Annotated in this window: 22 protein-coding genes and 1 other RNA gene; 20 read left to right on the top strand and 3 right to left on the bottom strand. The window is 57.6% G+C overall.

Annotated features, from left to right (window positions below; genetic code table 11):
- Positions 1-120 precede the first annotated feature (120 nt).
- Positions 121-3,282: a hypothetical protein gene (locus RAH42_RS09170; RefSeq protein ID WP_317539305.1), complete on the bottom strand. Its 3,162-nt coding sequence runs from the start codon at positions 3,280-3,282 to the stop codon at positions 121-123.
- Positions 3,283-3,317: 35 nt separating this feature from the next.
- Positions 3,318-4,481, bottom strand: coding sequence for an ISAs1 family transposase (locus RAH42_RS09165; protein WP_317539304.1), 1,164 nt, complete (start codon positions 4,479-4,481; stop codon positions 3,318-3,320).
- Between the two features lie 445 nt (positions 4,482-4,926).
- Here RAH42_RS09165 and RAH42_RS09160 point away from each other — a divergent pair, with 445 nt between their 5' ends.
- Positions 4,927-5,223: a hypothetical protein gene (locus RAH42_RS09160; protein ID WP_120371786.1), complete on the top strand. Its 297-nt coding sequence runs from the start codon at positions 4,927-4,929 to the stop codon at positions 5,221-5,223.
- Between the two features lie 10 nt (positions 5,224-5,233).
- Positions 5,234-6,196 carry an ArsA family ATPase gene (locus tag RAH42_RS09155; RefSeq protein ID WP_078015376.1) on the top strand — a complete coding sequence of 321 codons (963 nt, stop codon included), beginning with the start codon at positions 5,234-5,236 and terminating at the stop codon, positions 6,194-6,196.
- Positions 6,197-6,266: 70 nt separating this feature from the next.
- Here the strand turns inward: RAH42_RS09155 and RAH42_RS09150 are convergent, their stop codons facing one another.
- Positions 6,267-6,752 (bottom strand): DNA-deoxyinosine glycosylase, encoded by a 486-nt coding sequence (locus tag RAH42_RS09150; RefSeq protein WP_078015375.1) that lies wholly within the window; start codon positions 6,750-6,752, stop codon positions 6,267-6,269.
- A 172-nt stretch (positions 6,753-6,924) separates the two neighbouring features.
- On the opposite strand from RAH42_RS09150, the gene RAH42_RS09145 reads away from it, so the two are divergent.
- The 18 genes from RAH42_RS09145 (at position 6,925) to RAH42_RS09060 (ending at position 24,729) form a co-directional block, all read left to right on the top strand.
- The gene (locus RAH42_RS09145; RefSeq protein ID WP_120371788.1) at positions 6,925-7,485 is read left to right on the top strand and encodes a hydrolase; all 561 of its coding nucleotides are present in this window, start codon (positions 6,925-6,927) and stop codon (positions 7,483-7,485) included.
- A gap of 262 nt (positions 7,486-7,747) precedes the next feature.
- An RNA gene (gene rnpB, locus RAH42_RS09140) (RNase P RNA component class A) lies at positions 7,748-8,091 on the top strand.
- 308 nt (positions 8,092-8,399) lie between these two features.
- Positions 8,400-8,837, top strand: coding sequence for a division/cell wall cluster transcriptional repressor MraZ (mraZ, locus tag RAH42_RS09135; protein WP_205948249.1), 438 nt, complete (start codon positions 8,400-8,402; stop codon positions 8,835-8,837).
- Entirely contained in the window at positions 8,827-9,768 is a 942-nt protein-coding gene (gene rsmH, locus RAH42_RS09130) for a 16S rRNA (cytosine(1402)-N(4))-methyltransferase RsmH (RefSeq protein WP_317539303.1), read from the top strand. Before mraZ ends, rsmH begins: the two co-directional genes overlap by 11 nt.
- A 65-nt stretch (positions 9,769-9,833) precedes the next feature.
- Positions 9,834-10,118, top strand: a complete 285-nt coding sequence (locus RAH42_RS09125; RefSeq protein ID WP_317539302.1) for a hypothetical protein — start codon at positions 9,834-9,836, stop codon at positions 10,116-10,118.
- A gap of 119 nt (positions 10,119-10,237) precedes the next feature.
- Positions 10,238-11,308: a penicillin-binding transpeptidase domain-containing protein gene (locus RAH42_RS09120; protein WP_317539301.1), complete on the top strand. Its 1,071-nt coding sequence runs from the start codon at positions 10,238-10,240 to the stop codon at positions 11,306-11,308.
- Positions 11,268-11,852 carry a penicillin-binding transpeptidase domain-containing protein gene (locus RAH42_RS09115; protein ID WP_317539300.1) on the top strand — a complete coding sequence of 195 codons (585 nt, stop codon included), beginning with the start codon at positions 11,268-11,270 and terminating at the stop codon, positions 11,850-11,852. Before RAH42_RS09120 ends, RAH42_RS09115 begins: the two co-directional genes overlap by 41 nt.
- A gap of 15 nt (positions 11,853-11,867) precedes the next feature.
- A complete protein-coding gene (locus RAH42_RS09110; RefSeq protein ID WP_317539299.1) occupies positions 11,868-13,367 on the top strand; it encodes a UDP-N-acetylmuramoyl-L-alanyl-D-glutamate--2,6-diaminopimelate ligase in 1,500 nt (499 codons plus the stop codon).
- Complete coding sequence (gene murF / locus RAH42_RS09105) at positions 13,364-14,734, top strand: UDP-N-acetylmuramoyl-tripeptide--D-alanyl-D-alanine ligase (protein ID WP_317539298.1); 1,371 nt, start codon at positions 13,364-13,366, stop codon at positions 14,732-14,734. The genes RAH42_RS09110 and murF overlap by 4 nt, the downstream gene beginning before the upstream one ends.
- Complete coding sequence (locus tag RAH42_RS09100; protein ID WP_078015368.1) at positions 14,731-15,699, top strand: phospho-N-acetylmuramoyl-pentapeptide-transferase; 969 nt, start codon at positions 14,731-14,733, stop codon at positions 15,697-15,699. Before murF ends, RAH42_RS09100 begins: the two co-directional genes overlap by 4 nt.
- Before the next feature lie 72 nt (positions 15,700-15,771).
- On the top strand, positions 15,772-17,082 hold the full coding sequence (gene murD, locus RAH42_RS09095; RefSeq protein ID WP_120371794.1) for a UDP-N-acetylmuramoyl-L-alanine--D-glutamate ligase: 1,311 nt from the start codon (positions 15,772-15,774) through the stop codon (positions 17,080-17,082).
- A gap of 67 nt (positions 17,083-17,149) precedes the next feature.
- Positions 17,150-18,163 carry an FtsW/RodA/SpoVE family cell cycle protein gene (locus tag RAH42_RS09090; RefSeq protein WP_233543428.1) on the top strand — a complete coding sequence of 338 codons (1,014 nt, stop codon included), beginning with the start codon at positions 17,150-17,152 and terminating at the stop codon, positions 18,161-18,163.
- A gap of 31 nt (positions 18,164-18,194) precedes the next feature.
- Positions 18,195-19,214, top strand: a complete 1,020-nt coding sequence (locus RAH42_RS09085; RefSeq protein ID WP_317540256.1) for a UDP-N-acetylglucosamine--N-acetylmuramyl-(pentapeptide) pyrophosphoryl-undecaprenol N-acetylglucosamine transferase — start codon at positions 18,195-18,197, stop codon at positions 19,212-19,214.
- Positions 19,215-19,228: 14 nt separating this feature from the next.
- Positions 19,229-20,659, top strand: a complete 1,431-nt coding sequence (gene murC, locus RAH42_RS09080) for a UDP-N-acetylmuramate--L-alanine ligase (protein WP_078015364.1) — start codon at positions 19,229-19,231, stop codon at positions 20,657-20,659.
- Positions 20,660-20,685: 26 nt separating this feature from the next.
- A complete protein-coding gene (locus tag RAH42_RS09075) occupies positions 20,686-21,447 on the top strand; it encodes a hypothetical protein (RefSeq protein WP_317539297.1) in 762 nt (253 codons plus the stop codon).
- A gap of 27 nt (positions 21,448-21,474) precedes the next feature.
- The gene (ftsA, locus tag RAH42_RS09070) at positions 21,475-22,782 is read left to right on the top strand and encodes a cell division protein FtsA (RefSeq protein ID WP_317539296.1); all 1,308 of its coding nucleotides are present in this window, start codon (positions 21,475-21,477) and stop codon (positions 22,780-22,782) included.
- A 14-nt stretch (positions 22,783-22,796) separates the two neighbouring features.
- On the top strand, positions 22,797-23,969 hold the full coding sequence (gene ftsZ, locus RAH42_RS09065; RefSeq protein ID WP_078015361.1) for a cell division protein FtsZ: 1,173 nt from the start codon (positions 22,797-22,799) through the stop codon (positions 23,967-23,969).
- Positions 23,970-24,048: 79 nt separating this feature from the next.
- On the top strand, positions 24,049-24,729 hold the full coding sequence (locus RAH42_RS09060) for an SPOR domain-containing protein (RefSeq protein ID WP_317539295.1): 681 nt from the start codon (positions 24,049-24,051) through the stop codon (positions 24,727-24,729).
- Positions 24,730-24,735 lie beyond the last annotated feature (6 nt).

The following is a 24,735-nucleotide window of genomic DNA, read 5'->3' as shown; positions in this document are numbered from 1 at the left end:
GAATTCAATGACAGCGCGAGACTTTACAAAAAATTATAACACGGCGGCGGCACGACGACACAAGACTCCGCAGTTATTCCGGCTGCGGAGTCTTGTGTCGTCGTACAGGGGGCGAAACGCTTATTTCTTCCTGCCGTTCCTGTTTTTCGCTTTGAGCTTGGCGGGATCGGGGCCGACGGGAAGAGGATAACTGAGAGAGTAGCGCTGATACGTTTTTTTCTGCCCGGCGTCTTCGGTCCAGTCGGTGGTCGCCACGTCGGCATAGCTGCCTTCGCCGCCGAATTTCATCAGGCCGATGTTGAATTCTCCGTAATTTTTGCCGGAAACTTCCAGATCGAAGTCGCGGAACTGCGCGGCGAGGCTGCCGCCGATGAATTTTTGCAGAAAGTTGGAGGCGAGGCTCTCGGCGGAAACGTTGCCCGACACTCCGGCCTGCATGACGGCGCCAAGGCCGCCCAGCAGACCGTTGAGAACGCGCATGTTGACGCTGCCGCTGACGAACATGTGATAGACGGTGTCGCCGCGTTGCAGCAGATCCTTGGGGATCATGGCGGGATCCAGTTTGGGGAGCGTGCGCGCCCGCTTCCATGCCGTGCCGGTGAAGGAAACGAAGTGGAAGAACGTGTCGTCGGGCCATGCCGTGATGGCGCTGCCGGGCAGGACGAAAACTTCGCCGTCGTTGACGTTGAAGAAAACGTTGCCGTGCTGGATTCTGAACGGGGCTTTGCCGGTGACGGCGAGCTGTCCCGGATATTTGTCGACGACGACGTCCCGGACGCGGATCCTGCCGTCGCCCTGTACCAGCGTGGTCAGTCCGGAACGGACGGTGCCCCTGAAGCTGACTTCGCTTTTTCCGGCGATCTGTGCCGGAGGCGCGAACGGAGCCGCGAGACGGTCCAGGTCGATGTCCTTGCCGTTCAGCTGCACCGAATAAGTCCCCTTGGCCACGTCGCCGTCCGCTTTCACATGGAACGCGCCGCCGCCGAGTTCGAACTGTCCGTCGGGGATATCCACTTTGTTCTGCCTGAAAGCGAAAGGGATCAGCACGTTGCTCACCGGCACCTGTGCGGCGGTGATAAGCGGCGAAGCGGCCTGTCCTGTCACGCTGATATCGCTGCCGTCGATCTCGCTGTGGACGGTGAGCGAAACGCGGCCGTCCGCGACGCCGGCCAGAGAGGGATCGAGCGCGTCGAGGCGGACCGTGGGGGCCGTAACGTCGAACGCGCCTTTCAGTCCCTTTTTGAAATCCACCGTGCCGGCGATCTCGGGGCGGCGGTCGCCCACGGCGATCGAAGCCTTTATTTCGACGCGGTTCTCTTTCAGCTCGGCTGCGCCTTTGGGATTGACGATCTTGAATCCGCTGAGCTGGATCTCTTCGCTTTCCAGTTCGGCGCTGACGTGCGGTTTTTCCAGAGATCCCTTGACGAGAAGAGAGGCCGTCACGTTGCCGGCAAATTTCATCGTGTGGGGAAGGATTTCCGTCAGATCCATTTTCTCCACGTCGAGCCGCAGGTCGAGCGATGAACGACGTCTGTCGAGCGGCAGGACGACGGTCCCGCCGCCGCCGAAGGGCGCGTCCCGTTTGGTGCGCCCTTTCATCTCCACGTTCATCTTTTCGCGGCCGCCGCTGACGTTCAGGGCGACTTCTTTGACGCCGAACTGACCCGCGTCCAGCCTGTCGATGCGGGAATCGAGCGCGAGTTCGGGCCTGGCCGCCGTGCCTTTCAAATGGAATTTGCCGTGAAAAGTGCCGGCGACGGTTCCGCCGGGAACGGCCGAGCCGAGGTCGAGGCGTTCGGCCATACCGTTCAGATCGAGCGCCGGCGTTTTGCCGGTCAGGCCGACGGTCCCCTGAAGCTGGACGCGTCCTTTGAAGACGTTGGCGGATACGTTCTCTATCGTCAGCTCTGTGGGGCTGACAAACACTTTGGCGGCAATGTCGGAGACGACGTATTGTTTTTGGACCGTCAGGCGCGGCAGGTGCGCGAGCATTCGGACGCGGGGCTGCGCCAACGTGCCCGTGATGCCGAGCTCGGCGTGGAGCGTGCCGTCAAGTCCGGCGCCGGCCGTCTCGGGGAACCATGAGGCGAGGTGCTTCAGCGCCAGCGAGGGAATTGTGGCTTTCATGTTCAGCGCCGCGTCCGGCGTCAGTCCCAGCGAACCAACGACTGAGAGCGACGAGCCCAGAAGATTGGCGGAGAGAGCCGCCTGAACGTTGGCGCCGTTCAGTTCGACGACGCCTTCTACGTTGTCGGCCCGATACTTTTGGTAAGCGATGTCGCCGTTTTTCAGGGCGATTTTACCGGTCGGCCGGGCAAGCGTTCCCGCGATATGGGCCTGAAGGCTTTCCAACGTGCTTGCCCCCAGTCCGGGGATCCACTTGCGCAAAGGCTTGAAGTCGACTTTTTGCAGCGTCAGGTCGGCGGCGATGCGCGGATCTGCCGGCGCCGCGTCGATGGAAGCGCTGCCCGTAACGGAGGCGCCCAGCAGCGTACCTTCGAGTTTTTTCAGCGCGATCTGTCCGTCTTTCAGCGACGCCTGCATCTGCACGTCGCTTTGCAGCGCGCGGAGGCGCAGGTCGAGCCGTTCCGGCCGGCCCGTTTCCGCGACGGCGAACGTGCCGTCGAGGCGGATCCGCTCCTTTAAATAATCGGCGTCGAGTTCCAGAGTGTAAGCCAGTTTGTCCGGTTCCGGCTGTTCGACGTTCAGGCGTTCGACTTTCCAGCCCCGGGAGCCGGACAGATCGCTGGCGGTGAAGCTCCGCGGCGTTACGATCGAGAGGATGGGCAGGCCTTCTTCGTCCGGGCGGGAGGCTTTCCGCGAGGGAAAAAACTCTTTTTGCGCCGCGGCGGCCAGCCGCGCCAGCCGGTCCTCCGTGACGCGCAGCCCCTCCAGCTCGCCGCGCAGGATCACTTTGCGCTGCCGCCAGCTTTCTTCGGGGTCGACGGCGACGAAGAGCCTTCGCACGGCGACGATGGCGGGATCTTTTTTATCGCCGACGGTCAGCCCGCGCAGTTCGTAACCGTCGAACGGATTGCCGTCGAACTTTTCGAACGCGGCGCTGAGGTACTGCATTCTCGACAGATATTTCCCCGCGCCGAACGCGATCGTGTCGGTGGCCAGCGGCCCTCCCCAGATCGCGAAAGCGGTCAGCCCGACCATGAGCGCAATCAGCGCCAGCAATATCTTGGGGACAAGAAACCAACGAGGTCGTCCTTTGCCGTTTCGCTTTTGTGGAAGCGGCTCTTTGCTTTTTATCGCGTCGATGATCATCAACCCCATTTCAGCAACGCCCCGGTAAATGTCAGGGCAATCGCTTACGGAATAAGAACCCCCGTAGGGACGAGCCCCAGGACCTGCAGAGCCGTAGGGATGCCAAGCCCGCAGAGCTTGCGCTTGCTCCTCATCCCGCATTTGCATGTTTCACAGGTCTTCAGCATCTGCAAAGCGAGTTTTCGCAGAATGTTCATCACTTCCGCCGCGTTCTTCGCTCTCGCCCGACAGTCATCCTCCCTGAAGGCCATGTCCAGCATCCAGTGTAAGTTGTTCTCGATCGCCCAGTGCTCTCTCTTGATGCGCAGAAGGTCTTGCGCCCGGGCTCCTTTCAGGCTGTAGATGAAGTAATGGTCTTCAGTGCTGGTCTTGTTATCGACGTTCCGGGTGTTGTGGATCCAGGCGACGCCCGTGATGCCTCGCCAGTCTTCAAGTCCTTCGAACCAGCTCAGGTCGTTGGAAAGGTAACATTCTCTTCTCTCGATGCGCCCATGATCCTTCTCCAGGGTGCTGGCATACTGTCCTTTGGCTTTGAGTTCTCTTGTGCTTGTGTCCTGCGCTTCGCTGCGCAGGTGCCAGATGATGTCGTCGTGCAGTTTCTTCTGATTGCCTTTGACGGCGAGGACGTAATCTCCGCCCTTTTCGATGATCTTGGCGGCGATGTCCTTCTGCGTCCCCATGGCGTCGATGGTGACGACGGTGTCTTTGACCTGAAAGAGATCCAGCAGTTCGGGGATAGCCGTGATCTCGTTGCTCTTCTCGTCGGTCTTGATCTGACCGAGGACCAGCTGCGCCCGACTGGCAAAAGCGGTGAGCACGTGACTGGCTTTCTGTTCGGAACTGCCGCTGCGGCATATGGTCTTGCCGTCGATGGCGACGGTCATGCCTCTTGACTCCGCCAGCTTGCCCAGGTGGACGTACAGCTCGCTCATCCAGGCGTTGAAGCGTTCGGACAACACACGGGGATCGAGGCGGCTCAACACCTTGCCAAAGGTATCGTGAGAAGGGGTGCCGTGGCGGAAGTCGCAGAACGGCGCCAGATATTTCTTCTGATGATCGGCAAACATGGCCATTTCCGTATAGGTATCCATGTTACAGATCACGGCCAGCACGCTGACCAGAAGGATATCCTGGAGCCGATAGTGGATCGCGTTGCCTGTGCGGAAATCTTCAATTTCTGCCAGCAGTTCCAGAAATGTCTGGTTCATTCTCGTGCCTCCTGTCGGTGTTTTGGGGCGTTTTCGGTGTTTCTTTGTATTCTACCGCAGGGAGGCTTTCTTGGGATGAACTTACTTTTCTGCGTTGCGGTTTTCTTCTTCTCGTGAGCTTAATGGCAATTTTCTCGAGTGGGTTTTCGTAAGCGATTGCCCTGGGTAAATGTCCGTGAAATTTTTGATCCTGTAATTTTCATTGTAATATCTTGAAGGAACTCCGGCAAGAGGGCATCGCGAGCGTTTCTCGTGATTCGTCATGCAAGACGTTCCGTCGTCCGCGCGGCGGGGATCGGTTTCAGCGGATGAAATGGAGCCTGCGACAAAATCGGAACGACGTTCGGTTCTCTTCGGCGTCGCCGATACGCCGGAGTGGTGTATAATAAACGAAACGGTGAGCTGTGCTGGATTATATGACGATCATGCATAGAGGTGGAGCAGAGTGGACAGAACTTTTAAAGAAAAAATGGCCGCCGCGTGGGAGTGGATTCGTCTCTTTTTCTGGGGCGCTTCGTTTGACAAGCGCATGGGCGTCGTTCGCAAGGAAGCTTACGACGTCAACGACGAGTTGATGCTGCTGCTTTTCGGCGATTATCTGGGCATCCCCAATCCGGTCTCTTACTATATGATGGAGCTGCTGCCTTACATTGCGAAGGATATTCCCGGCTGGGAGCGCCGCATGATGAACCGGCAGATGCTCATCGCGGAAAAGGCGGGACAGTACGGATTTGACGGCTAAGGAGAAAATCATGACTTATAAACGGTTCACATTCTTCGGCGGCAAGGGCGGTACCGGCAAGACGACGTGTTCGTCGGCTTATGCGCTTCATCTGGCTCGCCAAGGCGTGCGTACGCTGGCGGTGTCCACCGATCCGGCTCATTCCCTGGCCGATGCGTTTGGCACCGGAATCGGCAGCTCTGTGGTCAAGCTCGAGGAAAATCTCTGGGGACTGGAGATCGACGCTGCGCTCGAAGCGAAGAAATACATGGAAGGCATTCGCGAACAGATGCGTCAGATCGTCAGTCCCGCAATTGTGGAGGAGATCGACAAACAGCTGCGCATCGCTTATGTGTCTCCCGGTTCGGAGGAATCGGCGATCTTCGATTGTTTTGTCGATCTGATGGAGCGCGCGGGGGAGAAATACGACGCGATCGTTTTCGATACGGCCCCCACCGGGCATACGCTGCGCCTGTTGACGCTGCCCGAGGTGCTTGGCATGTGGATGGAACATCTGCTGGAAAAACGCCGCAAGGCTATGGACATGATGCGCTTGGCCTCCCATTACGAACGCGACCTGCTCGAGAAACTGAAAGAAGATCCCGTCTTCGATCTGCTGACTCGCCGTCGCGACCGTTTTCAGCGTGCCCGCGATTTGTTGACCGATCACGAACTGACGACCTTCCACTTTGTACTCAACGCCGAGAAATTGGCAGTCCTCGAGACGGAGCGGGCCGTGGCCCTGATGAACGAATTCGAAATCGCCGTGGGGCCGCTGATCGTCAACCGCGTCATGCCGCCTGAAGCGGGGAGTTTTTTCGAGAAAAGAAGAGCTCAGCAGGCTCAATATCTCGAACAGATCCAAAAGGAGTTCGGAAAGTATGGCGTCGTGCAGCTGCCGATGCTCGACGGCGACATCGAAGGCATGGGGGAGCTGGAAAAGCTCCTGCCTCTGCTGGCTGCGCTTGAGGCGAAGAAAAGCGCCGCTTCGTAAGACGACGGCATAAAAGCGGACGAAAGGCACTGGGGCCTTCCGTCCGCTTTTCTCTTGTGCGAGCGCGCGCCTACAGCCAGGGAAGGATGGCGCCGTAGGCGGCGCAAAGCCGTTCGAAGGATACGGCGCAATTGGCGGGGCTGGTGGAGGGCAACGTTGTTGCCGGATGCCCCGTAACCGGTTCGATCAATTTGCGGTAGAAAGCGGCTGATTTTGTACCAGTGCAGAAAATGGCCTGAATCGGGGCGCGATCGAGAACGACCGATAGATCGTTGGGCACCGGGCGCTTGATCGAGGCGTCGCTGGCGCCTTCGATCTCGCACGAGCGCAGCACGTCCCACAGCGCGATACGACGGCGCAGGACGAACTCTCGCCGAGCCTCTCGGCCGAAAGGGACCTCGCTCTTGAAAAGCGCCGCCAGAACCTTCCAGAAACGGTTCTGCGGATGGGCGTAATAGAACCCGGCCTCCCGCGATTTCGGCGAGGGCATGGTGCCGAGGAGCAAAACGCGGGATGAGGCGTCGAAAACAGGTTCCAGAGGATGAACGATGAGCATGTGATTTTCCTCCTGCGCAACGACGTATGACCTTCATTGGAGGGGCGGTCTCTCGTCGGATTAAAATGGAACGCGCCGGTTTGATTCGCACCGTGCAAAAGAGTACAATAAAAAACATGCCGCCGCGGGGCGGCTCTTTTATCCGAAAATTTTCAGGGGAGGTTGTGAGGCGATGACACCGACACCGCAGGAAGCCTATGAACTGTTGAAAGAGTACAACAACGGGGAGTTTCATCTCAAACATGGCCGCATCGTCGGCGACGTGATGCGCTGGTTCGCCGTCGATCAGGGGTTCGGCGATGAGGCCGACTTTTGGCAGACGGTGGGGATTCTTCATGATCTTGACTTCGAAAAATATCCGGAGCAGCACTGTGTCAAAGAAGAAGAGATCATGCGCGAGCGCGGCGTCGACGAACGCGTAATCCATGCGACGACCAGCCATGGTTTCGGTCTGACGGGGATTGCGGTCCAACCGGAGCACCAGATGGAAAAAATTCTCTTCGCCGCCGACGAACTGACCGGTCTGATCGGCGCTGTGGCGGTCATGCGTCCCTCCAAGAGCGTCGGCGATCTTGAAGTGAAGTCCGTGAAGAAAAAATTCAAGGACAAAAGCTTCGCCGCTGGCTGTTCACGTGACGTGATCCGTCAGGGAGCCGAAATGCTGGGCTGGGAACTCGACGAACTGATCGGCAAAACGATAGAGGCGATGCGTGCCAGCGAGAACGTGGACTGATGCTGATTTTCAATCAAAAACCCGACACTGTTTCTTGATAAAACGCATTCACATACGAAGCGCCGCGAGGTTCGATCTTCCAACTGAGACATAGTATGAATCAAAGATCTGTATCAAGTCAAGTGCCGCCTGTGTTATGAGAACCGGAGCTTCAGCGAAATGGTTTCCGTCGTCGGACTTCCCGCGGCAAGAGCGCCGCGGGAAGTCGCTGGCGGAAAACTGCAGCGTGACGCGGGCACGAAACGATGATATACTTCAGAACCGGAGTGGTCCTGATAGTCGCTGCCGTGCAAACGGGAGAGGAAAGTCCGGGCTCCACAGGGCAAGACGCTGGATAACGTCCAGTTGGCGCGAGCCACAGGAAAGTGCAACAGAGAGCAGACCGCCCGGTTTCCGCACCGGGTCAGGGTGAAAGGGTGGGGTAAGAGCCCACCGGACGACAGGCGACTGTCGTGCCTGGCAAACCCCGTCTGGAGCAAGATCGAATAGGGAGGGCCGAGGCTGCCCGCTGACCTCCGGGTACAGATCGCTCGAGACATGCAGCAATGCATGTTCTAGATAAATGACTATCCCAGACAGAACCCGGCTTACGGGCCACTCCGTCATTTCCTCAAAGCATGACCCGTCTGAGAAGTTCTGCGTCGGGCGGATAATATTTTGAATTATCTGTATTATTTTTGTAATTAGTAATTCTACAATTTAGACAATTCATTGTGGATCTTCCCTGGATGGGGGAAGATCCAATTTTTTTGCTTTCGGCGTGTCATCCTTTTTTTGTTGGATGTTTAAATCGTAAACAATTGTACCAAAGGTTCATTTTGCTACGATTGATAGAATCTTTCAGCTTATTGACCCTCTTCCAAAAAAACGATATTCTGGCCGTGGTGGAATAAAGTGGTAGAAAGTGGGGAAAAATGGACATGTTCATGGGAAGCTATGACCATCGCATAGACAACAAGGGGCGACTCGTCATGCCGGCGAAGTTTCGTTCCCAGATCGGGGACACCGTGGTCTGCACGGTGGGCCTCGACAACTGTCTTGCCGTCTACCCCATGGACGCATGGAGCGTATATCTGCAAAAGCTTCAGTCTCTGCCGTTCACCAAGGGGCAGGCCCGTCAGTTTATGCGCACGCTTCTCGGCGCGGCGGAGGAACTTCCCGTGGACGGACAGGGACGCATCCTTCTTTCCGTCAAGTTGCGCAAATACGCGCAGTTAAGCGACGCGGTCGTCGTCAATGGCGTCAATGATCATTTGGAAATCTGGAACAGCGAGAAATGGTCCGCCAGCAATGACGAGATGCTGGAGAATTTCACCTCCCTGGCCGAAGGGGTGTCGGACCTTGGAGTTTGAACATGTCCCCGTGCTCCTGACGAAAGTCGTCGAGTGCATGGACCTCAAAGCCGACGCGTTGATCGTTGACGGCACGTTGGGACTGGGCGGTTATTCGGAGGCGTTTTTAAAGCGCTCCTCCCGGTGGCGGGTCGTCGGCATCGATCGCGACGAACAGGCGCGAGACATTGCCTGCCGGCGGCTGGCTCCTTTTGGGGAGCGTTTTCTGGCTCTCGACGGAGACTTTCGAAATATGAAGGAACTGTGCGTATCCGCCGGGATCTGTGCGGTTGACTGTGTGGTGCTCGATCTGGGCGTGTCGAATATGCAGCTGGCCGACGGCCGGCGCGGTTTTTCGTTCCGCGAGGACGGGCCGCTGGATATGAGGATGGATCCCGCTGCGGGAACTCTCTCGGCGGCGGAATTGGTGAACGATCTTTCACGGGAAGCTCTGGCGGAGATTTTCAGGAAATACGGCGAAGAACGTTTTGCCTGGAGCATTGCCGGCGAGATCGTCAAGGAACGGCTGAAAAGGCCGATAACGACCACGGCGGGACTGGTGGAAGTGATCCGCCGGGGGATCCCCGCTCCGGTAATGCGGAAAATGAACGGGCATCCGGCGCGGAAGGTGTTCCAGGCCCTGAGGATTGCGGTGAACGACGAACTGGGCGCGCTGGAACAGGGATTGAACGAGGCGTTTTCGCTCTTGGCTCAGGGAGGACGTCTGCTCGTCGTGACGTATCACTCGCTGGAGGATCGCATCGTCAAGCGGCGGTTCAAAGAATGGAGCGAAGAGGGAAAAGGCGTTCCGGAGCCGCGAAAGGGACAGGTTCCGGACGACGAGGAGATAGAGCGCAATCCGAAGTCGCGCAGCGCACGGCTTCGCGGTTTTTTCAAGAAAGATATGCCGAATAAGGCGGAAGGGCGGATCGGACCATGGCGCAAGGTGTGAGATATTCGAGAAGGAATTCCGGAAAGTTTGGACAGGCGTTAGTGACGTTCTTCATCACTTCGATCATGTGTCTGGGGCTTCTGTCGATGCTGAGGAACGATTCTCAGCGGATGGACGACGCCATCTCTGTAGTTCAGGGACAGCTGGAAGCGTGCGAAAAAGAATGCCGCGATCTGGAGCGCGAAGCGGCGGCCATGATGTCGCCCCGTGCGATTCATACCTATGCGGCCCGTCAGCTCGGGATGACCCAAGTCCATCTGGCGGGGGCTGTCCGTCTGGATGGTGTGGGACGCTCTGGCGGCACGATGTCTGCTTCTTTGACCAATTCGGGAATAAGATTGCCCAATTGATGATGGATCGTTTGTGACAAAAAAACGGGTGATGCGGAAAAATGCCGGAATGGGGAACGAATGAAACGGAGAAAGAGCCCAGGCGCAGAAAAATTCAATGGTGTCTCGTCTTTCTCGTGATGGCCTGGTATCTGGGCGCGCTGGTGAGGGTCCATATTTACCCGGACCGGCGGGCGGTCGAGCAGCTCGCCAAGCAGTATCAGCAGAGCGAGCGCAAGGCGATGGATCGGGGCAGCATTTACGACGGCCGCGGCGAGCCGCTGGCTCTCTCCATTACGATGTACAGCGTGTTCCTCGATCCGGGAGTGGAAGGCTTTGAGCCCGGAAGCCTCAGTAATCTGACGCCTTATATCGGTAAGGAGAAAGTTCAGGCTCTGGGGGAGAAATTGGACCGCCGTTTTTATTGGATCAAACGTTATCTCGAGCGCAGCGAAGCGGAAGAGATCGTAAAGAACTGCGGCAAGGGATTTTACATCAGAGAGGAACGCAAACGGATCTACCCGAAAGGGAATATGCTTTCCCACCTGCTGGGATTTTGCGATCAGGACGGCTGGGGGCTTGCCGGCATCGAGCTGATGTGGAACGGCACGCTGGTGGTGCCAGAAAAAATGCACACGGGGTATCGCGGCGCCTCGGTCGCTGCGGGCATGAAACGGGAATCGAGAAACCGCAACGACACCCAGGGGCTGTATTTGACCATCGACTCTGAAATTCAGTACGCGGTAGAACGCTTTCTTGGCGCTCAGGCCGCCGAGATCAAGGCTCCCTGGGCGGCGGGAATTTGTCTGGAAACGAGGACCGGCGCCGTCAAGGCCATGGCCAGCTATCCCGTTTTCGATTCAAACAATCGTTCTACCTTTAAGAATCTGAAGGCTTTGAGCAACAATGCCGTAAACCGGGTGTACGAACCGGGTTCGACCTTCAAGCCCATCATGGTCGCCATGGCGCTCGAACAGGGACGGGTGAAACAGAGCGACTCGTTCCGTTGTCCCGCGCATCTGAAGGTGGCCGACGGTTATATCAGCGATTCCCATCCAAGGGACAACGGCGTCATGAAGGTAGCGCAGATCATCGAGAAATCGTCGAACGTGGGCATGGCCCAGATCGGTATGAAAATGCCCCCTTCAGCACCTATGAAGAGATGCGCTCTTGGGGATCGGTTCCCGCACGGGCATCAAACTGAACGGTGAGGAAATGGGGCTGCTGCCGACGGCCGATAAATGGTACGGGATCACTCCCGCAAACGTCGCCATCGGGCAGGGATTCGCGGTGACGCCGCTTCAGCTCGTCACGGCTTTTAACGCCATCGTCAACGACGGTATCCTCGTTCGCCCCTACTTGGTGCGGTCGGCCGTCGACGGCGAGGGGCATCAGGTGTATCACTCCGAGCCGATGGAGGTGAACCGCGTCGTTTCGCCGCGAAATTCCAAATGGCTTCGCGGCGTCCTGCGCCAGGTCGTGGTCAGCGGCACAGGCAAACCGGCCGACAGCGAACTGGTCCACGTGGCCGGAAAAACCGGCACCGCTCAGGTCGCCCGGAACGGGAAGTATGTCAAAGGGCTTTACAATTCGTCCATGATCGGCTTCTGGCCCGCGAACGATCCCCAGTATACCATGCTGATCGTTTTCGGCGACGTGACGGGCAGCCTGTACTACGGCGGTCCCGTTGCCGGTTCGGTTTTCAAAAAAATTGTCGACGAAGTGGAACGTCTGAAGGGCGTCGGCGTCAAGTAAGAGGAGTGCGTGACCATGGATCGGCGATTGAAAAGAGGACTTGAAGATCTGAAAAATGCTGGGCTTCTGACAGATATCGGCGGTGACTGGAACAAAATACCGGCGGACTGCACCCTGAAAAGCGACTCCCGGACCGTCGGCCCGGGAGATATTTTTGCCTGCGTCGTAGGGCTTCATGCCGACGGACATCGTTTTATCGAGCAGGCGCTGAAAGCCGGCGTGTCGTATCTTTTGATCCAGCGTCCCGAGCCGGGGCTGCCGATCCCCTGGATCCAGGTAACCGACGTCCGGTCGGCGATGGGATATCTCGCCGCGGCTTTGAACGAAGAGCCGTCTGAAAAGATGAAAATGTTCGCCGTCACGGGCACTCAGGGCAAAAGCACCACCAGCTACATGATGCGCAGCATTCTGCAAAACTGCGGCGTCAAATGCGGCCTGCTGGGAACGATCGTTTACGACGACGGTTCCAAGTCTGTGCTCGCCGACCGCACGACGCCCGAAGGCAGCGAGATCCAGCAGTTTTTGAAGAGAATGGTCGACAACGGCTGCCAGGCCTGTTCCATGGAGTGCTCTTCGCACGGCATCGTGCAGGGGCGTCTGAGCGGGTGCGTCTACGACGGCGCCGTGTTCACCAATCTGACGCCCGAACATCTCGACTTTCACGGGACGATGGAGAACTACTACGAAGCCAAAGTGGCGCTGTTCCGCAAATACCTCAAGCCGGGCGCGGCCGTGGCGCCGAACGTCGCCAGCGAATACGGCCGCCGTCTTGCGGCCGAATTTCCGAAGGCCATGACCTGGGCGCTCGATTCTCCGGCCCGCCTCCAAGGGACGAACGTAAAACTCGACATCGACGGGAGCGAGTTCGATCTGCTCCTCGACGGGCGCAAGATGGGCCGCGTCCGTATCCCGCTTTCGGGACGATACAACGTGGAAAACGCGCTTGGCGCGGCGGCCGTCTGTTTAGCCGAGGGCTGCAACGAAAGAAAGGTCGCCGAAGGCCTGGCTCTCATGCCTCAGGTGCCCGGACGCATGGAACGCCTGAATCTCGACAACGGCGTGCGCGTCATCGTCGATTACGCGCACACGGCCGATTCGCTGAAAGCGTTGCTGGAGACGCTGCGCCCGTTGACCGAAGGCCGGCTCGTCAGCCTCTTCGGGCACGGCGGCGATCGTTTCGCCGGGCATCGTCCGCTGCTGGGACGGGCGGCGGCGCAGAAAGCCGACCGGATCTTCGTCACCATGGACAACCCGCGCACGGAAGATCCCGTCAAGATCGCCGAGCAGATCGTGGCGGGCATCAAGGAAGTCCGCGCCGACGATTGCTGGTCCGTCGAGCTGCCTCGCGACGCGGCGATCCGCAAGGCCCTGGACTGGTGCCGCCGCGGCGATCTGCTGGTGCTCTCCGGCAAGGGGCCGGAGCCGTATCTGGAAATCAACGGCGTCAAATATCCTTATAGCGACCGGTCGGTCGTCGAGGGCTGGGCCGTCGAGAGGGGCGTGAAGATCCGGTGAGATTGAGTCGATTGGCGTCGCAGGCCGGCGTGACGGTGAAGGGCGTCGACCCCGAGCTGCCTCTGATCATTCGGGTGGACAGCCGCGAAACGCAAAAAGGCGAAGGATTTGTGGCGCTTCACGGCGCCAAGGTCGACGGGCACCGCTTCATTCCCGACGTGCTCGCCAAAGGAGCTTCGCTGATCATCTGCGAGGCTGGCTCCTATCGGGATGAATGGAGTTCGCTGTATCCCCAGTGCGCTTTTGTTCTGACGCCGGAACGCTGTGAATACGGCCTTGCCTCTTTGGCTTCGGCCTATCTGAGGTCGCTGGAGCATCTGCGCGAAACGATCGCGATCACGGGCAGCGTCGGCAAAACTTCGGCGAAGAACGATACGAAAGCTCTTTTGGAAGATTATTTCAAACTTCACGCCGCCGGAGGCAACTATAATACGCTCATCGGCTGCGCCGTGACGGTGCTGGCCGCGCCGGCAGACACGGAAATCATGCTGCTGGAAATGGGCGCCAATCACCACGGGGAAATCGCCGCGATGGTGAATTATCTGCCGCCCACGATCGCCGCGATCACCGAGGTGGCTCCGGCGCATCTGGAAAGTTTCGCTTCCCTTGAAGGCGTGCTTCAGGCCAAATCGGAGATCTTGGCGTCGAAAAATCTGCGCTGCGCCGTGATCAACGGCGACAACGGAATGCTTTGCAGACGCGCCGAAGAACTGAGACTGCCGGAAGTGATCCGTTTCGGACGCCGCGGCGAAGTGCTCTTTGCCCGCGAGCGATTGAGCTGGGAAAAAGATCATTTTACGGTGCGCGCGATCCTGACGGGGCTGGACGGTTTGTCATTCAACCTTTCTCTGCCGTTGGCCGGCGTACATCAGCTCTATCCGCTCTGCTGCGCCATCGCCATCGCGGGGCGTGCGGGGCTTTCCAGCCGCGAGATCGCGGCATCTTTGCCCAAGTGCCGCAACAGCGCCGGGCGCGGAGAGATCCGCCTGTCCGAAAGCGGCGCGGCGATTCTCGACGAGTGTTACAATGCCAGCCCGGCGGCCGTGAAAGCGTCTCTGGCTGCCATGGACTCGGCCGACATCCCCGGGCGCCGCTTTTTGATCCTCGGCGAAATGTTGGAGCTGGGAACGGCGTCGGTTTCGGAACATGGCAGGATCTTTGAGCGGGCGCTTCACGTCAGCGACCTGCTGTATCTCTTCGGCGAGGAATGGAAGAACGTCGATGGGACGGCGGATTATTACTACGACTCCATCGATGCGCTGATCGAGGCGGTGGATGGAACGCGCCCCGGCGAAGGCGACGTGATTCTCGTCAAGGGATCGCGCGGCAATCATCTTGAGCGCGTGGTGAGGGCGCTCGAACTATGATGACTCTTCTGGCTCCTCATTCGCTGATCCTTCTTTTCGTGATTTTCTTCTGTGAGGTCGCCGCGCAGCATTCGTGGATCGACTGGATGCGGCGCCGTCACGTGTCTCAGGTGCAGAAGGCTTATGGAACGCATATCGACGAGAAGATCAAGGCGAAAGTTCCTGCGGCGGGCGGCGTGGTATTTTTGCTGATCGGTTCAGGGCTTTTGCTGACTCACATGATTCGGGGCGATCGCGCCGGCGTGATCTTCTGGTCGTATCCGATCCTTTCCGCTATGGTCGGCTTATGCGACGACATGTTGAAGTTCAAAAACAGTTCCAGCGAGGGGCTGCGCAGCCTGCAAAAGTTCGCTCTGCAGGCGACGACGACGGGGCTGTGGTTCATCCTTCTGGCATTGGACGGCAAAGTTCCCGCTCTGTTCTGGGGCTTTTCGATCGGCGGCTGGATCTGGCCTCTGGCGCTGTTTTTCGCCGTGGGCATTCAGAATTCGGTGAACGTGACCGACGGTCTGGACGGTCTGGCGGCGGGGGCAAGCGTCGTGACTTTCGTCGTTTTGGCGTCGCTCTCGCCGGAACCTTACCTGGGATCTCTGACGGGATTGGCCGTCGCTTTGGGATTCCTATGGCATAACTGTCATCCCGCTCAGGTCTTCATGGGCGACGCGGGAGCACATTTTTTGGCCGGGCTGATGGCTTCCTGCGCTTTTATGGGCGCTGGCGGCGTGTTGGTCCTGATCCCCGCGGGAACGGGATTCGGCATTGAGATGCTGTCGGTCGTGATCCAGCTGATCGCCATTCATGGTTGGGGCCGGCGCGTTTTTAGAATGAGCCCCCTTCACCATCATTTTCAACTGTTGGGCTGGCCCGAAGACCGCATCGTCGTCCGTTTTTTGCTGGTCCATACGCTTTGTTCGCTGCTGTGCGCCGCGGCGGCGCAGTCCGTGGCGTTCTTTTTTATGCCGTGATCGATTTTCGTTGAGCGCGACGTCGCTACCGTGCGTTTGGTCTTTTCGGGCGCGGCGGAAGGAGGAGTTTAGATGGTTCATAAGATCACCGTCGTCGGCGCCGGCGTGAGCGGAAGGGCTCTGGCGCTCTGGGCGGCCAGCCGCGGCGCCGGTGTTTTCGTGACCGATCATCGGGCGGAGATCCCCCGCGAGACGCAGGAGCTTTTCAGCAAGACGCGGATCCAATGGGAAACCGGCGGCCATACGCCCAGATGCTGCGAGTGCGACCTGATGGTCGTGAGCTCGGGCGTCTCGGAAAAATCGGATGCGGTGTCGATGGCCCGCGCAAAAAACGTGCCTGTGCAGGGAGAGCTCGACCTTCTCGCCCCGTTCCTGAAAGGAAAGATCATCGCCGTGACGGGGACAAACGGCAAAACGACCTGCACGGCGCTGATCGCCCACCTGTTGCAAAGTTGCGGTCTGAATGCCGTCTCCGTGGGGAACATCGGCGATCCCCTGGCGGCTCATGCGGACAGAAGCTATGATGCAATCGTGATGGAGCTGAGCAGTTTTCAGCTGCACTGGAACACGCAGCTCAGGCCGGACGTTGCCGTCCTGACGAATCTGGCCCCTGACCATCTTGATTGGCATGGCAGTTACGAGAGCTACAAAAGCGACAAGTGCAAGATCTTTCTGCCCCGTCAGGGGGAGTGCTACGCGGTGACGCATGACGTCGACGCGTTCCGCGTCCCGGCGGGACGCACCGTTTGTGCGTTGGGACGCGGCAATTTGAGGATCGACATGGACGACAGCGATGTGCTTCTGGTCGATCGCGAAAGACGCCGCCTGTTGTTCCGTAAAAGCTCATTGAAACTGCTCGGCGCCCATAATTTGGAAAATGCCGCCATGTCTTGTGCCGCCGTAGCGCTTGCGTTTCGCGACGTCGATCCCTCCGCGGGACTTGCCAGTTTCGAAGTCCTCCATCATCGCTGTGAACCGGTGGGCGAACACAATGGCGTCCTTTACATCGACGATTCCAAAGGGACCAACGTGGCCGCTGTGATCGCGGCTTTGCACAGCATCAGCGGCCGCAAACTCGTCATCCTTGGCGGCCAGGGCAAGGGCGAACGCTATGATGAACTTGCCCGCGTCGTGTGCGAAGAGACGTTTGCCGCGATTGTGATCGGTTCCGAAGCCGAGAAAATTTTTGCGGCGCTGCGGTCTGCCGGTTATCGACACGCCGTGCGGGCGAAGGATATGGGCGAGGCCGTGAAGAAAGCCTCGGAACTTGCCGGTCCCGGCGATAAAGTCCTTCTTTCTCCCGCCTGCACAAGCTGGGACATGTATCATAGTTATGAAGAACGGGGAGATCATTTTGCCCAACTCGTCAGAACACTGTTCTAACCAGATAAGGGATTCGCGGTTTTATAACCGCGACGCCGGCGGCGGGAGCGTTTTTGGGCTTTGGATTGTGCCCTTGATCCTTTCCACGTTAGGCGTTGTTGTAGTCTCGTCGATGACGGGCTGGGATCTTTCTTCGCCGGGATTGAAGCAGGCGCTGTGGCTCATGGTAGCTTTGACGGGATTTATCGTGGTGACGCAGGTGCCGCTGAGTTTCTGGTCGAGACACAGCGTTTTTTTGCTGGCCGTGGCCTTTGGGCTGCTGGCGATGACGGTCTTTTCTCCGTTGAAAGTCGTCGTCAAAGGGGCTTCCCGCTGGATCCGCCTCGGTCCGGTCAACTTCCAGCCGTTGGAAGTTGTGAGCTTTGTGATGATGATCCATCTTGCCAAAGTCTACATGCGGGTGGACGGCATGTGGAAAGCGCTGATCCTCAGCGGCATCCTGTTTGCTCCCTTTGCCCTGATCATCATGAAACAACCTGACTTTGGCGGTCTGCTGCTGCTCGTGGGCATCGTCGGCGCTCTTTTCATCGAACGGTACGGCATCCTGTTGCCATTGGTCACGGGAATTGCCGCGTCTCCGGTGCTATGGTACATGGCGAATTATGGATATCGCGCCGAGCGGATCGAAACATGGCTCGATCCCTGGACCGATCCGCTGGGTTCCGGTTATCAGGTTATTCAGGGACTGATCGCTTTTGCCAACGGGCGAATATGGGGCATCGGGCTTGGGCGGAGCCAGCAGTTCTTGCCGGAAGTGCATAACGATTTTATTTTCCCTGCTCTCGGGGAACAGTTGGGGCTTGTCGGCACGATGAGCGTTTTTCTTCTGTTTGTGTTTTGGACGCTGCGCGTCTATGCCGCATACAGAAAAGCGACGCCGGAACGGCGTATTCTCATTTGGGGATGCTGCGTCGCGGTACTGCTGCCGTTTTTCATCAATCTGGGCGGCGTCATGAAACTGATCCCTCTGACAGGCATGCCTCTGCCGTTTATCAGTTACGGAGGCACCTCGCTGGTATTCATGTGGGCAAGGATCGGTTTGCTGATCAGACTGATCAAAGAACCGATAGAAGACGCGTAGAGGAGGACGGTGACGTGACGTACAGAATCCTATTGGCGGCCGGGGGACCGGCGGTCATATCATCCCGTCCATTGCTTTCGGCCTGTGGCTGCAGAAGCGGGGGGAGTCGGTTATTTGGCTCTCGGGCAGCCGTCCGCTGGAAGATGAAATTTATAAGGCTCATGGCGTAGTTCCTCAAAGATTGTCGCTGGAAGGTTCTCCTTTGGGCGTGTCCGGCCTGCGTTCGTTGACGCGCTGGAAGCACCTTTTCAGTTCTTTTTTCGAGGCGCGCGCGATTTTAAAGAAAGAACGGATCGACCGTTGTGTGCTGTTCGGCGGTTATCTTTCGATGCCCGTCTTGCTGGCGGCGCGTTGCCTCCATGTTCCCGTGCTCATGCATGAACAGAACACTGTGGCGGGAAAAGTCACCCGTTTTGCGGCCAGATGCGGTATTCCTGTCGCTTGTGCCTGGGAAGACTGCAAGGGACTGGACACGGCAAAAAAGATTGTGACGGGGATGCCGTTGCGCGAGATCCGTCTGATCGATAAAAAGGACGCTCAGAAACGGCTGCTGGGGACGTTTTTGAGGGATGACGAGAAATTGATTATTATTTTGGGCGGCTCTCTGGGGAGCGGCGGCCTGAGAAAAGTGCTGCAAGACGCACAAAATATGATAAAATCAACGAGTTGTAAAGTCCTGTGCATGGGCATCAAAGCCGAAGATCGTCCTTTCCCTGAAGCGCTGGTTCATGAAGCCTGCTGGGACATGACGACGGTGTTTTCTGCCGCGGACATGATCGTCTGTCGGGCCGGAGCTTCGACGCTGGCAGAGCTTCGGGCTCTGGGAATTCCGGTGCTCGTCGTGCCGTGGTTAAAAGCCGTTGGACAGCACCAGTTGAGCAATGCCCAATATTTCTCCAAATTGACGGGAGCCCCCGTCTTTTTGGAAGGCTCTTCACAGGAGCAGTTTCGCGCGGCCTTGCAGTCTGTCGCAGAGCGGCGCGTGAGCTGTGAGGATCTGAGTGCAGGCGCGGTAAAACTTTATGAAGCCTTGCGCAGCCTCACAGTTTGAAAGGGGAATCCCACGTGAGTCGAAAAAAAATAGATCTGGGCAGTATCAAGAACATCCATCTTATGGGTGTTGGCGGAGCGGGGATGAGCGGGCTGGCACTGCTTTTCCACGAGTTGGGCTTCAATGTCAGCGGTTGCGATATGGGACGCACGGCTTACGTCGAAAAGCTGGAGAAAGCCGGCGTAAAAATCCTTTACGGACACGACGTGCACCATTTGGATGAATGCAGAGTCGATTTGCTGGCGTACAGCAGCGCTATTCCCGCGTCCAATCCCGAGCTGGCCGAGGCGCGCAGGAAAGAGATCCCTGTGCTGCAGCGGGCCGAGCTGCTGAGCCTTCTTTTCGACTCCAAACGCGGCATCGGCGTGGCCGGAACCCATGGCAAAACGACGACGACTTCGCTGATCAGCTATATCCTTGAGCAGGCCGACATGCAGCCCACCATTGCGGTTGGCGGTGAACTTTGTGACATCGGATGCAACGCCAAGCTCGGCATGGGGGAGTATATGGTCGCCGAGCTTGACGAAAGCGACGAGTCTTTTGAGTATTTCCATCCTCTTTACTCCGTCGTGACCAACGTCGATTGGGACCACGTGAATCAGTATCCCGATCTTCAGGCCGTCATCGACGCTTTTGGCCGTTTCCTCTGCAACACCAAGGAAGGTGGCAAGCTTTTCCTGTGCGGGGAAGATGTCGGAGTTAAAAGGGTGATCGAAGCGCTTCCGGACGATTTGAAGAAGCGCGTGCATCTTTTCGGGCGCGACCCTTCGTTCGATTTTTACGCTGCGGATATCCAGTATCATTGCGGCGGCGGTTTGAACTACACTTTCCATGCGAAGGGCCGGAAAATGGGAACCATTGAGCTGGTGATTTCCGGCGAACATAACGTTCTCGATTCGCTTGCGGCGTGCGGCGTCGCTCATGAATTGGGAGTTTCTTTCGATATCATTCAAAAGGCCATGAGGATGTTTCACGGGGCGAAGCGGCGTCTTCAGCTGCGCGCCATGTGTCCTGGCAATATCCTGGTATACGACGACTATGGACACCATCCCCGCGAGATTGAGGCAACGCTGAATGCGGTCAGGCTTATGTACCCTGACCGTCGAATCCTGTTGATATTTCAGCCTCATCGCTACACGCGGACCCAGGCTCTTTTCGATCGTTTCGCAGAAGTGCTGGCCAGCGTGCCCCAGGTCGTGCTGCTGCCGATCTATGCGGCGGACGAGCAACCGATTCCCGGCGTGTCGTCCGAACTGATCGGCGCCACAGTGGCCAGACGCGGCGGAAACTGCGTCCTCGCTCAGAATAAAGTTGAAGCCGCTGAAAGAGTCCTGTCGTTGGTTCGTCCCGGCGACTTGGTCCTGACTGAAGGAGCGGGCGATGTCTGTGTGATTGGAGATCTGGTCGTTCAGGAGTTGAACAGGGGTTTCGCGTCGGCTCTTTGACGTCTTAAATTTTATGGGGGCGGGCAATGGGGAAAAGATTGCGGTGGTGCCTATACTCTTTTTTAACGGGATCTTTCCTGTGCCTGAACGATCATTTTCAACCCTTTCATCTGAAGTCGTTGCAGGTGGAGAATTTTTCGGCCGAGTTCGAGACGAATCTGCGCGATTGGAGCGAGTCGTTCCTGAATTTTCATCCGGCATGGCTTCTGGCAAAAAGCGAACTCAAAAGCTATGAGCGACAGTACCCCTTTACGATAGAAACGCAGTGGAACCCCTTTCGCGGCGCTCTGAAGCTGACCGCGGTCCCCTTTGTTCCGGCCATGAAAATCGTCTGGCAGCATGCCGAGTATCTTATCGCGCAGGACGGCGCGGCATGGCGCCGCGATCTGTGGGAGAAGGTGCTGACTGCGGAAATTCCGCAGCTCCCTGAACTTCGGGTGGGGAATTCGTTCCCCTTGCTTGAGGATCTGGGACTCAACGGAGTTACTCATTTGACGGTTTCGTATCAATGGCTTGATTCACTGCAGCAGACCCTGCTTTCCCAGAAGGACCTGAAAGCTTCCGACGTTGAACTGCTCCGCCGCGGCGGAGAAGATGTGATCGCCTGTGTTTTTGAAAACATGAGGACAAAAAGCCAGTCGTCTTTTATTGGAAAAGTGTCTCATCTTGAAAAAAGTCTCATCGTCGTGAGAGAATTGACTGGCGCGAAACCGGAACAAAAAACGTCGATCGACGCGACGTACGAGGATAAAATAATTATTAAGAAGAACAGCGTCATCCCTGAATGATGTTTGAGGGCAAAGGAGAGAGAATTCATGGGCAGAGATTCTGACATCCTGGTGGGACTTGATCTCGGTACGAAGAAAATAGCCGTGGCAGTTGCCGAACGAGCGCCGGAAAATCCCGATAAAGCGCAGATCATAGGCATAGGACAGGCACCTTCCCGAGGTCTGCGCAAAGGCATGATCGTCAATCTCGATCAGGCGGTCAGTTCGGTCTCCGACGCTATCGCCGATGCCGAATCTATGCTCAGCGGTATAAAGATCAGCCGTGCTGTGGTCGCTTTCAGCGGCATCGACGTAAAATGCCACGTACTGAAGGGAAAGATTTCCCTGGGACGTTCGCCGCGCCAGATCATGGCCGAAGACATCGAACGGGTCATCGAGACGGCACTGAGCGAGCTCCAGCTGCCGCCGAGCAGCTGCTGTCTTCATTCAATTCCCATCAAATATGCTATCGACGGGAACAGCGGGATCGACAACCCTTTGGAGATGACGGGCATCCGTCTGGAGGTCGAACTGACGGCGCTCGTAATCCCTACTACCGTAGCGCAAAATGTGGTAAACTGTGTGGAAAAAGCGGGAGTCTCTGTAGTCGGTCTTGTTCTGAAACCTGTCGCCGAAGCTTTGGGAACGCTGAGTGTCGACGAGCGGTCGATGGGCGCTTCCCTTGTGGCGATCGGCGGCGGAACGACGAGCGTGTCGATCTTTTCCGAAGGACGTATGATCCACGCCGCGGAGATTCCCGTTGGCGGCGATCATATTACCAACGACATTTCCTGCGTCATGAAAATTCCCTTTGCGATTGCGGAAGAGCTGAAAAAGGATATTGACGTGGATCCGAAGGCGGAAACAGACGGATCGCTGACAGTGGAACAACGCGGCCGAAAGCGTGAACTCGGCAAGGAGGAAGTGGGGGAGATCATTGCGAGCCGTCTGGACGAACTTTTTGCCGACAGCGTCGTTCCCAGTCTCAAGGCTATCCAAAAAGCAGGGCTTCCCACTGATGTGATTCTGACGGGCGGCGTCGTGATGACCAAAGGTATCGTTCCGTTTGCCGATTCTTATTTGGGAACATCCGTGCGAGTCGGCGTGCCCGTGCTTCGGGAGGAGATGCAGCGAGGACGCAATGACTGCCGCTACAGTGCCGTATCGGGGATCATCGTGTATCTGATGGAAAGGAGAAAGAATCCCTTCGTATACGTGGAAGCGCCTATGTCGATCTTCAAAAACATTGCCCCCGGCAAATCTTCTAAGAGAATGAAAGGTGCAAGAAGACCTTCTCAGTCGCCCCTTAAAGCCTTTGCCCGCAATGCGAAAGAACTTTTCAGAGAATTATTCTAAGGAGGACCGGTTCCATGGACGACAGCGAGATCTTCTCGATCACCAACGATGCACCCCTTGAGGATGACGATATCAGTGCGTTAGTTCCTCGAGAAGTTATCAAGGTTATAGGTGTCGGCGGCGCCGGCGGCAACGCGCTGAATACGATCATTCGCAGCGGCATTGATGATGTGGATTTTATTGCCGGCAATACTGACGTTGCGGCGCTGCGGCTTTCGGAAGCCTCGTCGAAACTGATCCTGGGACGCAATCTGACCAAGGGGCGGGGCGCCGGTGCGAATCCCAGCGTGGGACAGGAAGCGGCTCAGGAGTCTGAAGAGGAGATCACGAACCTTCTTGAAGGAGCCGACATGGTCTTCATCACCGCCGGTATGGGCGGCGGGACCGGTACGGGCGCTGCTCCCGTGATCGCTGGCATCGCCAAGGAAAAGGTCGGCGCGCTGGTCGTCGCGATTGTTACGTATCCTTTCAGCTGGGAGGGGCCGAAGCGCATTCGGCAGGCGACCGAGGGCATCAGCAGATTGCGCGAGAAAGTCGACGCTCTGGTCATCGTACACAACGACCGCATCATCGAGCTTTCCGATAAATCGACGACGTGGCAGGAAGCCTTCAAGATGAGCGACGAAGTCCTTCGGCAGGCCGTTGCCGGCGTGACGGGCGTCATTCGCAAAATCATGCAGGTCAACGTGGATTTTGCGGACGTATGCACGATCATGCGCGACGCGGGGACGGCGATCATGGGAGTCGGCGAAGCCAAGGGCGATGGCCGTGTGCTCGCGGCGGCCCGCGCGGCGATGAACGGGCCGCTGATGACAGCGCCGATGAACGGAGCTTCTTCTGTGCTGTACTGCATCGAGTCCGGCGAGGATCTGAGCATTCTCGAGATGAACGAAGCGGCGAAGTTGATCTCCGCTTCTGCCCGCGAGGACGCGAACATCATCTGGGGACAGGGCATCGATCCCTCGATGGGCGATACCGTGCGCTTTACCTTGATCGCTACGGGATTCAAGGACATTCTTGCCGATAAGAACGACGCCAAGACGCAGGCTGGCTCAGATTCCGCCGGCTTGTTCGAGAAACAGAACCTGACGCCCAGCGACGTGGTTTCGGAAGAGCCGCACAGTATTTTTGAAGGGCTTGGCTCCGGACTTGATATCCCGACGACTTACAGACGCCGCAAAAAGTAACGAAGATTCTCGGACGGGGACAAGTCTGCTTGTCTCCGTTGTTGTTATGTCATGATTCTATGAAACTGAGGTGATTTTTATGGCAGCCAGATCAACGAGCCGTTTCAAGCAGAAGCCGGCTGTCCCGTTTGGCGACTTTATGCTGCCGATTCTTGGCGTTGTCGCGTTGGGCATTGTCGTGGTGGGGATCCGCCTTCTTTGGGCTCCCAGTCCTCCGAAGCCGACCGTTATCACACAGCCGCGCCCGATTGCCCAACACCAGAGTGCGGGGATCGTCGGGGACAAGAAAGACGGCGTGGTGACGAAAAAAGAGAAAATTGACAACGTGATCATCGCTCAACCCGTGCAGCGTAAAAGCGGCGGTCGGTCCCAGAACGAAGATCGCCCGGCCACGACAGGCGGCGAGGGAGGGGACAATGCGTCGTCGAAAGGCCTGTCACAACCGCGAGCTGCTCGTGTCGATCCCAAGAAAGGCGATGCCGCGCCAGGGGAAAACCGCGTCATTGTCCGCGGCGGCAGCATCGACAAAAGTCTGTTTATTATCCAGTGCGGTTCCTACACTGATCGCGCGGCGGCAAACGCCGTCGTTTCGTCGCTTCAGAAGATGGGACACAGCGCCGTGGTGCGCCAGGCGGAAGTGCGCGGTAAGAATTATTATCGCGTGATCGTGGCCGGCGGGCGCGAACGGGCGGTGGCCGACGAGATCGCGAAGGACATCAAGGCGGCGGGGCATCCGGTCTTAGTGCGGCAGAATCAGTGAGCGGCG

The organism is Pyramidobacter sp. YE332 (assembly GCF_033060595.1).
Classification (GTDB): Bacteria; Synergistota; Synergistia; order Synergistales; family Dethiosulfovibrionaceae; genus Pyramidobacter.
Note: the sequence above shows the minus strand (reverse complement) of the source record. Positions and strands in the feature narration are given on the sequence as shown.

Bases quoted from the DNA above. Each gene is read 5' to 3' on its own strand.
- RAH42_RS09170 (WP_317539305.1), bottom strand. From the start codon at position 3,282: ATGGGGTTGATGATCATCGACGCGATAAAAAGCAAAGAGCCGCTTCCA.
- RAH42_RS09165 (WP_317539304.1), bottom strand. From the start codon at position 4,481: ATGAACCAGACATTTCTGGAACTGCTGGCAGAAATTGAAGATTTCCGC.
- RAH42_RS09155 (WP_078015376.1), top strand. From the start codon at position 5,234: ATGACTTATAAACGGTTCACATTCTTCGGCGGCAAGGGCGGTACCGGC.
- RAH42_RS09150 (WP_078015375.1), bottom strand. From the start codon at position 6,752: ATGCTCATCGTTCATCCTCTGGAACCTGTTTTCGACGCCTCATCCCGC.
- RAH42_RS09145 (WP_120371788.1), top strand. From the start codon at position 6,925: ATGACACCGACACCGCAGGAAGCCTATGAACTGTTGAAAGAGTACAAC.
- mraZ (WP_205948249.1), top strand. From the start codon at position 8,400: ATGGACATGTTCATGGGAAGCTATGACCATCGCATAGACAACAAGGGG.
- RAH42_RS09125 (WP_317539302.1), top strand. From the start codon at position 9,834: ATGTGTCTGGGGCTTCTGTCGATGCTGAGGAACGATTCTCAGCGGATG.
- RAH42_RS09120 (WP_317539301.1), top strand. From the start codon at position 10,238: ATGGCCTGGTATCTGGGCGCGCTGGTGAGGGTCCATATTTACCCGGAC.
- RAH42_RS09110 (WP_317539299.1), top strand. From the start codon at position 11,868: ATGGATCGGCGATTGAAAAGAGGACTTGAAGATCTGAAAAATGCTGGG.
- RAH42_RS09100 (WP_078015368.1), top strand. From the start codon at position 14,731: ATGATGACTCTTCTGGCTCCTCATTCGCTGATCCTTCTTTTCGTGATT.
- murD (WP_120371794.1), top strand. From the start codon at position 15,772: ATGGTTCATAAGATCACCGTCGTCGGCGCCGGCGTGAGCGGAAGGGCT.
- RAH42_RS09075 (WP_317539297.1), top strand. From the start codon at position 20,686: ATGGGGAAAAGATTGCGGTGGTGCCTATACTCTTTTTTAACGGGATCT.
- ftsA (WP_317539296.1), top strand. From the start codon at position 21,475: ATGGGCAGAGATTCTGACATCCTGGTGGGACTTGATCTCGGTACGAAG.
- ftsZ (WP_078015361.1), top strand. From the start codon at position 22,797: ATGGACGACAGCGAGATCTTCTCGATCACCAACGATGCACCCCTTGAG.
- RAH42_RS09060 (WP_317539295.1), top strand. From the start codon at position 24,049: ATGGCAGCCAGATCAACGAGCCGTTTCAAGCAGAAGCCGGCTGTCCCG.